General features: G+C 38.9%; 9 protein-coding genes and 1 pseudogene. 6 read left to right on the forward strand and 4 right to left on the reverse strand.

What is annotated here, in order from left to right; translation table 11 throughout:
- Positions 1-75 precede the first annotated feature (75 nt).
- The gene (locus IQ228_RS16555; protein ID WP_027400871.1) at positions 76-852 is read right to left on the reverse strand and encodes a RodZ domain-containing protein; all 777 of its coding nucleotides are present in this window, start codon (positions 850-852) and stop codon (positions 76-78) included.
- Positions 853-868: 16 nt separating this feature from the next.
- The gene (locus tag IQ228_RS16560) at positions 869-1,642 is read right to left on the reverse strand and encodes a pseudouridine synthase (RefSeq protein ID WP_193963589.1); all 774 of its coding nucleotides are present in this window, start codon (positions 1,640-1,642) and stop codon (positions 869-871) included.
- A gap of 142 nt (positions 1,643-1,784) precedes the next feature.
- Here IQ228_RS16560 and IQ228_RS16565 point away from each other — a divergent pair, with 142 nt between their 5' ends.
- Positions 1,785-2,498: a DUF2993 domain-containing protein gene (locus IQ228_RS16565; RefSeq protein ID WP_193963591.1), complete on the forward strand. Its 714-nt coding sequence runs from the start codon at positions 1,785-1,787 to the stop codon at positions 2,496-2,498.
- A 103-nt stretch (positions 2,499-2,601) separates the two neighbouring features.
- Here IQ228_RS16565 and IQ228_RS16570 read toward each other — a convergent pair whose 3' ends face one another.
- Together IQ228_RS16570 and cbiT are read right to left on the reverse strand one after the other, a co-directional pair.
- Positions 2,602-3,492 carry a phosphatidate cytidylyltransferase gene (locus IQ228_RS16570; RefSeq protein WP_027400868.1) on the reverse strand — a complete coding sequence of 297 codons (891 nt, stop codon included), beginning with the start codon at positions 3,490-3,492 and terminating at the stop codon, positions 2,602-2,604.
- Positions 3,493-3,768: 276 nt separating this feature from the next.
- A complete protein-coding gene (cbiT, locus tag IQ228_RS16575) occupies positions 3,769-4,371 on the reverse strand; it encodes a precorrin-6Y C5,15-methyltransferase subunit CbiT (protein WP_027400867.1) in 603 nt (200 codons plus the stop codon).
- A 503-nt stretch (positions 4,372-4,874) separates the two neighbouring features.
- Here cbiT and IQ228_RS16580 point away from each other — a divergent pair.
- The 5 genes and pseudogenes from IQ228_RS16580 to IQ228_RS16600 all read left to right on the forward strand — a co-directional run.
- Positions 4,875-6,329, forward strand: coding sequence for a serine/threonine-protein kinase (locus IQ228_RS16580; RefSeq protein WP_193963594.1), 1,455 nt, complete (start codon positions 4,875-4,877; stop codon positions 6,327-6,329).
- Between the two features lie 40 nt (positions 6,330-6,369).
- Complete coding sequence (gene tatA, locus IQ228_RS16585) at positions 6,370-6,546, forward strand: twin-arginine translocase TatA/TatE family subunit (protein WP_193963593.1); 177 nt, start codon at positions 6,370-6,372, stop codon at positions 6,544-6,546.
- A 396-nt stretch (positions 6,547-6,942) separates the two neighbouring features.
- Positions 6,943-7,167 carry a type II toxin-antitoxin system HicB family antitoxin gene (locus tag IQ228_RS16590; RefSeq protein WP_027400865.1) on the forward strand — a complete coding sequence of 75 codons (225 nt, stop codon included), beginning with the start codon at positions 6,943-6,945 and terminating at the stop codon, positions 7,165-7,167.
- Complete coding sequence (locus tag IQ228_RS16595; RefSeq protein WP_027400864.1) at positions 7,160-7,396, forward strand: type II toxin-antitoxin system HicA family toxin; 237 nt, start codon at positions 7,160-7,162, stop codon at positions 7,394-7,396. Before IQ228_RS16590 ends, IQ228_RS16595 begins: the two co-directional genes overlap by 8 nt.
- Positions 7,389-7,675 (forward strand): annotated as a pseudogene (locus IQ228_RS16600) (hypothetical protein); the annotation flags it as partial. The gene IQ228_RS16595 and the pseudogene IQ228_RS16600, both read left to right, overlap by 8 nt.

Raw genomic sequence — 7,675 nt, forward strand, 5'->3', positions numbered from 1 at the left:
AGTTGGGGGAGTTGAGGGAGTTGGGGGGGGAGAAAGAATTTTCCTACTGACTCCTGACTCGGTGACTCCTGACTCCTATAGGTTTGGTTTGGCAGCGATGTTGATTTCTTGAGCTTTGCCGAGTTCTCCCATTTCCTTTGCTTTTTGCTGATTCACACTCATTAACACACCACCAGCATTATCAGTTTTTACTGTCAGTTGCTCGGTGGCGTTCCAGGTGCGGCTAGAACCTTGTGGTAAAACTCCCTCAAAGGCTGTTTTACCATCCGTAACCACACTAATCCAAGATGAAGCCTTGAGGGTGACACCAATTTGTACTGATTGATCCCCTTGCTTGTTGATAAATGTATTATTAACCGCTTCTTGCTTTGCCAATTGGGTTACAGTTTTTGGTTGAATTTGGCGATTGTTTGCTTGCAAAGTCGAATTATTCAACAACTGGGATAAACCGTTAACAGAGCAGAAAATTAGTGCAATATAAAACAGGTAAAGATGAATAGGGCGTAATTGAGGAACAGCTTGTACTTTCCAATTTGATTGAACACTTACTGATTGAGAACCAATGGGGAAATGACTAGCAAATTCTCCACCACGAATTCCTAAAGCGTCTGCAAACTGTCTAATTAAGCCTTGAACATAGATGGGTTCTGGTAAGTCGCTTAAATTACCTTCTTCAATGGCTTGTAAAAGCCGTCGAGGAATTCTGGTGAATACGACTAACTCATCTAGAGTTAAACCCTGTTCCTGCCGTAGCGAACCTAGTTGAGAGCCAAGTTGCCCTAACTTTTCGGCTTGATGTTCCTGGATAGAAGGTTTGATTGACTGTTTACCCTTCTTTCTGAACCATTTCATGTTTTTCTTTTACTCCTTAACTCGGCTTTGTCTTAATAGGTGTGCGAATTATCTGCTTATTTAAAAAACTAATTTCATCCTGACTAAGATGACGGTATTTACCAGATGGCAAGGATGCTGTTGTTGATGTTTTTAATTGAATTGAACCAATAGCCGTGCGATGTAGCTTAATGACTGGATATCCCAACTGTTCGGCTATACGACGAATTTGACGGTTTCTTCCTTCTTGTAAAACTATCTCTAAACAGCTTTGATCAATATAATTTTCAATCAAATGCACCTGAGCGAGTCTTGTGATTCTTCCTTCCAGAACTATACCCTGACTCCATTTTTCGAGAACCTTTGCTGGGGGATGTCCTTGAACTACAACACGGTAGGTCTTGGCAATACTATGACTGGGATGGGTAAGTCCATAGGTCAATTCTCCATCATTGGTTAAAATCAATGCTCCCGTCGAGTCTACATCCAAACGACCAACCGGGTGAATACCCCATCCGGTTCTTAATGCTGACGGGAGGAGATCTAAAACCGTCAGTCTTCCTTGGGGATCATGACAAGTGGAGACAATTCCTGCTGGTTTATGCAGTAATAGATACATTTTGGATGGACGCTGTTCTCCCAGTACAGGTTGACCATCTATAGAGATTTTATCTTGGTGAGGATCGACTTTTTGTCCTAAATGTGCTATTACCCCATTCACACATACTCGTGATTGCCTAATCATTTCTTCGGCTTCACGTCGTGAGGCGATACCCCATTGAGCGAGAATTTTTTGTAACCGTGCCTCCATGTTTAAATTGTGATTCTTCCCTTGAATATTTTTATACTGCTAATGTTTGCATTTTGTTGTTAACAAACTTCCATGTTAAATTTAAGGTTTGTTTAAGATACTCAAGTTTTGAGCATATTTACATTGATATAACCGTCGAAAAATGACAGAACCAAGTTCCCCAAATAAAAATAACAGCAAAGTCAGGATCATTACAAAAGTTTTAACATCAGCGATTAAGCTTTGGTTAAGAAGCCAATTGAATCAAGTATCTCATTTAGAGGTACATATTACAGCAAGCGATCGCCAATTGCTGTCTGGTTGCATTCCTGGAGTATCAATTTCTGCTAGTAATGCCGTGTATCAAGGTCTTCATGCTACACAAATTGAACTTCGGGCAGAAAAGATCCAACTGAATGTGGCTTCAATTTTGAAAGGACAACCTTTACAATTATCAGCAATAGTACCTGTAGTTGGTAAGCTGATAATCGCTGAACAGGATCTTAATAATTCTCTGTCATCTCCATTATTATTAACAGCTATAAATGATGTACTGATTCCACTATTAGCAGAATATAGCCTAAATTCCAAGGACATTACTTGGCGAAAAATCACCCTTGACAATCAGGTATTGATCCTGAATGGTATCCCAGTCTCTGAGATAGAAGGGGCATTTTTCGATATTTATTTAGGCTTAGAACTGCTCAATGGTCAAGAACTACAATTAACACAGGTTCAAATCAAGACTGATCAAGAGGTGCTGTTAGAAAAGAATTCTCCTTATATTATAAATCTGGGAACAGATGTTGATATCGAAAAAATTTCTCTGATACCGGAACAACTTAGTTGTTATGGACGTATTAACATTAACCCATAATCATTAAAAAATCAAAATTCAATATTCCCTGAATTTACTTTAAATTATATGGCTATTGTGAGTGATACGGGCAACTGGAGACTATATCTTCTCTTGGTTACTATTACAGCGTTTTTTCTAGTAAAGGTAAAAGTAAGGTGATGAAATAATACACTAGAGGAGCAGTGAAAATATAGCTATCTGTGCGATCTAAAATCCCTCCATGACCAGGGATCAATTGTCCTGAATCCTTGACACCAGCATCACGCTTCAGCAAAGATTCTGTTAAGTCACCTAACAAACTAGCAATACCAATAATTAGACCCAATGTGCAACCAGTGATTAACCAGTCGGGAAAATTGAGAAAGTAAGCTCCTGCGATCGCAACAGCTACACTAGCACTAATACCAAAAACTGCACCTTCTACGGTTTTTTTGGGACTAATATCTGATAACCGAGTTTTCCCGAAGAATTTACCAAAAGTATAAGCACCAATATCCGCAGCCCAAATACATAAGAACGTGAGGATAGTCGCAGTTAAACCTGTGGGAAAGGCAGTCAAATTGCCTTGTCCGATATCTTGCCAATTAGATGGCCAATAACCACCTAAAGGTAAATTACTGCTAATAGCATGATCAATACCCCGTAACCTGACCCAGTAACTTGGTAAGTAACCTACATAAAATAAACCCATAATAGAAGCGGAAATATCCGCAATGGTGGCTAATTTGGGTTGAAAAAGTAGGTAAAAACAAATAAGAGTCCCGGCTATGGGCATAATTGCATCAGCTAAACTACCATTCAGGGTACAAATTGCCAGTAGAACTTGACTAACAATCATGGTAGTTTTAACTGAGGGTGTTATGCCTCTAGAGCGGACTAAATTAAAATATTCTTGTTGACCTAAAAATACGACAATAGCGATCGCTATCGTAAAATACCAACCCCCCAATAGGGTTGTAGATAGCGCCATGATAATCGCAACAATTCCACTAATAATTCGAGACCAGGGCATAGGATAATATTTGGGATTTTAGATTTTGGATTTTGGATGCAACCCAAAACCGAAAACCGAAGGAATTTAACAATTTGTGGAAGTCCCCAGCTTCAATGTAATCCTAAGGTGGGGATTGTGAGCAGGGGATGAGGAATCGCCAGGATTTTTTGTAAGATATCGTGTATCTTGACCACCAATGCCGTAAGCGATAATCAAGCTGATAGGTAAGTGTCGCCGTTCTAGCGGCTATTCCCGATCAATTGGGAAGCTCCGTCCGTTTTACGGCGGAGTAGTTCACTCTAGTTTCTCACCACTGAGAATGAAAATAGGATCGGCTGCTACAAATGTTTGAGAATAGCCCCGTGTTTCTAAGCGATTAACTGCTGATTGGACAACTTCAATATTCCTAACTCTTAACTGAGAAAAGCTTTGAGAAATGGTATACAGATTTTCCAGATTAGCAGCAGTGGCGACCACTCGACCAGATGTTGGTAAATACTGCCATGCAGCTTGGACAATTTCCTGTATGGCTTTTCCTCCCTCAATGCAGATGCGATCAGGTGCTGACTTGATTTGGTCTAAGCATTCTGGAGCGCTACCTTCAATGACTTCGACATTTTTGACTTCAAAGCGATCGCAGTTGCGTCTAATTAGATTAGCAACATCCTCGTCCCTCTCGATAGCAATTACCCGTCCTTGGGGACACAATAAACCTACCTCTATAGGAATTGTACCTGTTCCTGCACCAATATCCCACAATACCGAATCAGCTTGTAGTCGTAATTGGGAAATCAACAACAATCTTAATTCTCGCTGACTCAGAGGAATACCTGGTAAATTCTCAAATAATTCGTCGGGAATACCTGGGGTGATGTAAGGCCAAAGTGGGGAAGGCATAAGCAATTAACAATTAACAATTAACAATTAAAATTTAACAATTGGAAATAGGGACGATAATTTTGGTATTAAGTAGAGTTTGCTGAAAAAGTTATCTGTGAGGGCTAGAAGTAAGTAATGGGACAGAATTAGTTACACAATGTCATTGTAAATGGAACGAAGTGAAATGAAGCAATCGCCAGGGTTGTGATTGCTTCCCTTCGCTCGCAATGACTGTAAATATTTTTGTCCAATTACTTATGACTAACGCCACGCTGCGCTATCAGAAGTATGGCTAACACCACGCTGCGCTATCAGGAGGTAGAGGCGCAGGGACTGCGCCCATTCAGGAGTATGGCTAACACCACGCTACCAGCAAACCCTAAGTAGGTGAACACAATAAAACCAAACTGTGTAAAGAAACGTAAAATCGCTGAAAACTTCCTTACTCTTGCCTTGCTATAACGACAATTTTCAACGCCAACCTACCTAATACTGACAAGTGACATCAGGAAACTGCAATGATGAACAGGGAAATATTAGCTAATCGTTACGAACTTCAACAACAGCTAGGCAAAAAAGCCGGCAGAAGGACTTTTCTCGCTACTGATTTAGTAACTGGAAAATCGGTAATTGTCAAGTTACTTGCTTTCGGTAGTGATTTTGAATGGGATGATCTCAAGTTGTTTGAGAGAGAAGCCCAAACCTTAAAGTCTTTATCACATTCTCAGATTCCTGCCTACTTAGACTATTTTGAAGTAAATTCCGCTAAATATCAAGGATTTGCCCTTGTCCAAACTTATATACCAGCCCAAACTCTAGAGCAATATTTACAAACTGGGAGAAAATTTACAGAAATTGAAGTTAAAGAAATCGCTTCATCCGTTTTGGAGATTCTTATATATTTACATAATTTAAATCCACCTGTTGTCCACCGTGATCTTAAGCCTAGCAATATTTTATTAGGAGAGCGCTCTGGTAATAGCGTTGGTCCAGTTTATTTAATAGATTTTGGTTCAGTCCAGACCGTCCTAGCAACAGAAGGAGGGACAAGAACTGTTGTCGGAACTTATGGTTATATGCCACAGGAACAGTTTGGAGGGCGTACTGTTCCCGCTTCTGACCTTTATAGTTTAGGTGCAACTCTGATATATTTGGTAACGGGGACTCACCCAGCAGATTTACCCCAAAAGGATTTTTGCATTCAGTTTGAGCAAGCAACTAACCTGAGTCCCAGTTTAACCAACTGGCTAAAGTGGATGACACAAATTAGTTTAGAAAAACGCTTGAGTTCTGCAAGTGAAGCTTTGTCTGTTTTACAAAAGGATTTTTCCAGAGAAATCATCCCATTAGAATTAACACGAGGTGATTGGTATTGGGATAAGAATAATTGGACTCTCAAACAACAGCAGCAGCAGGACAAACCAGCGGGTAGTAAAGTTAAACTCACAAAAAATGAAGATGCTTTAGACATTACTATTCCTCCCGTTGGCTTTCAATCCTCAATGGTGTTTATGGGTTTTTTTGCCATATTTTGGAATTTATTTATCTTAGTTTGGACTATTGGCGCTCTTTCTGCACCTTTTCCCGGTAATATACCCTTTGCGTTGTTCTCCCTACCTTTTTGGGGTGTAGGTTTTTCGATGATTTACGGTATAGTATACGGCTTATTTGGTGGTGTCAGCATACATATAGATCAGCAACAAATTTCTCTTAATCACCAGTTAGGGAAATGGAAAATCCCCCGTTGTCGTTCAGTTTCCAGAGAAAGTATTAATAAACTGGTTTATACACCCCAATATTTTACTAAAGACTCAGACGGGAATAAAACTCAAGTACCTGCAAAATTGGTAATTTGGGCAGGGGTAGAAAAATTTGAGTTTAGTGTTAATAATTTTCCGATTAAATCGGTAGGAGAACTGGAATGGTTAGCCAGGGAATTAAGTCATTGGTTAAATATGCCAATTATAACAGAATAAATTCTATAGTTAATTACAGTGACTCAAGAGGAAAATCATCATGTTTGGATTAGGCTGGCCGGAAGTAGGGATTATTGCCATAGTTGCGATTTTGATTTTTGGACCGAAGAAAATTCCTGAATTGGGAGGAGTCTTGGGAAAAAGTCTCAGAAATTTCCAAGAAGGAATGAAAAAATCTAATGAAGATGATCATTCAGACAAGGAAAAATTCGATTAAGAAAAACAAATTATTTCCCAGAATAAATATCTTTAACTAGTACCGTGCAGCTTAAGTAAATGAACCATTTTCAAGCCTTGTAATCAACCAATTTCCGAGCTTTTAATAGTTATCTTATTTCCGCCAACCTGTGCTATAGGACTCCTATTTGATTTTTGAACGGAACTCGGTAAACCTTTATATTCTTGAATCCTCTTACCTCTTGCATGATTGCCTCTTGCCTTCCTACGTAGGAAAATATGGCTAACGCCACGCTATGCCTGATGCCTCCGGCACGCTACCGCGAACGGCACACTGCGTGAACGCTATCAGGAATCAAACCGGATTCCTATAGATATGCAAAATAATGAACTATGATATAATAGTCAGTCATTAATCATCAAATAGAAGTTACTTATGTCCTATAAAGTTAGTATTGTCATTGAAAAAGATGAACATGGCTATTATGCTTATTGTCCTGAACTTCCTGGATGTCAATCTGAAGGTGATTCATTAGAAACAGTACAAGCAAATATCAAAGAAGCTGTTGAATTATATATAGAAACATTATCAGAATTTGAGAAACAAGCACTTCAGCACAAAGACATATTAACTATGACTTTGGAGGTGAAAGTTGCCTAAACTGCCGCGACTAACTGCCAAAGAATCTGAAAAATTACTATTAAATGCTGGTTTTATAGAAATGAGAAGCAAAGGTAGTCACAGAATTTATTTTCGAGAAAATGTTAGAGTAGTGATTCCTTTTCATTCAGGTAAGATTCTACATCCGAAAACAGTACAACAAGTTTTTACTGCTATTGAAGCTTTTGCAGTTGAGAACACAGAAGAAGAAATAAATAAAGATGACTAAGAATGTAAGTATTTATAATCAGTCAACTTCCGAGGTAGATGAAAAGTATCTGGAAGCATCCCAACAGTTGCAGCTAGATAAACAAACTTATGGTTCTGATTATATTCATCTTTATGTTGATGATATAGAAGGTGATTGGCTGGAAAATTGGGATTGGGAAGATGATTTAACAGATTATATAGATGCTTTTTATCATCATTGTCAGCAGGAGAATTATCAATTTGCTTTTGATACTTTAAAAGCTGGTGATGATTTGTTGAATCAGCCAGAGAATTATGA

It is taken from the genome of Dolichospermum sp. LEGE 00246, from assembly GCF_015207865.1.
Lineage (GTDB): Bacteria > Cyanobacteriota > Cyanobacteriia > Cyanobacteriales > Nostocaceae > Dolichospermum > Dolichospermum heterosporum.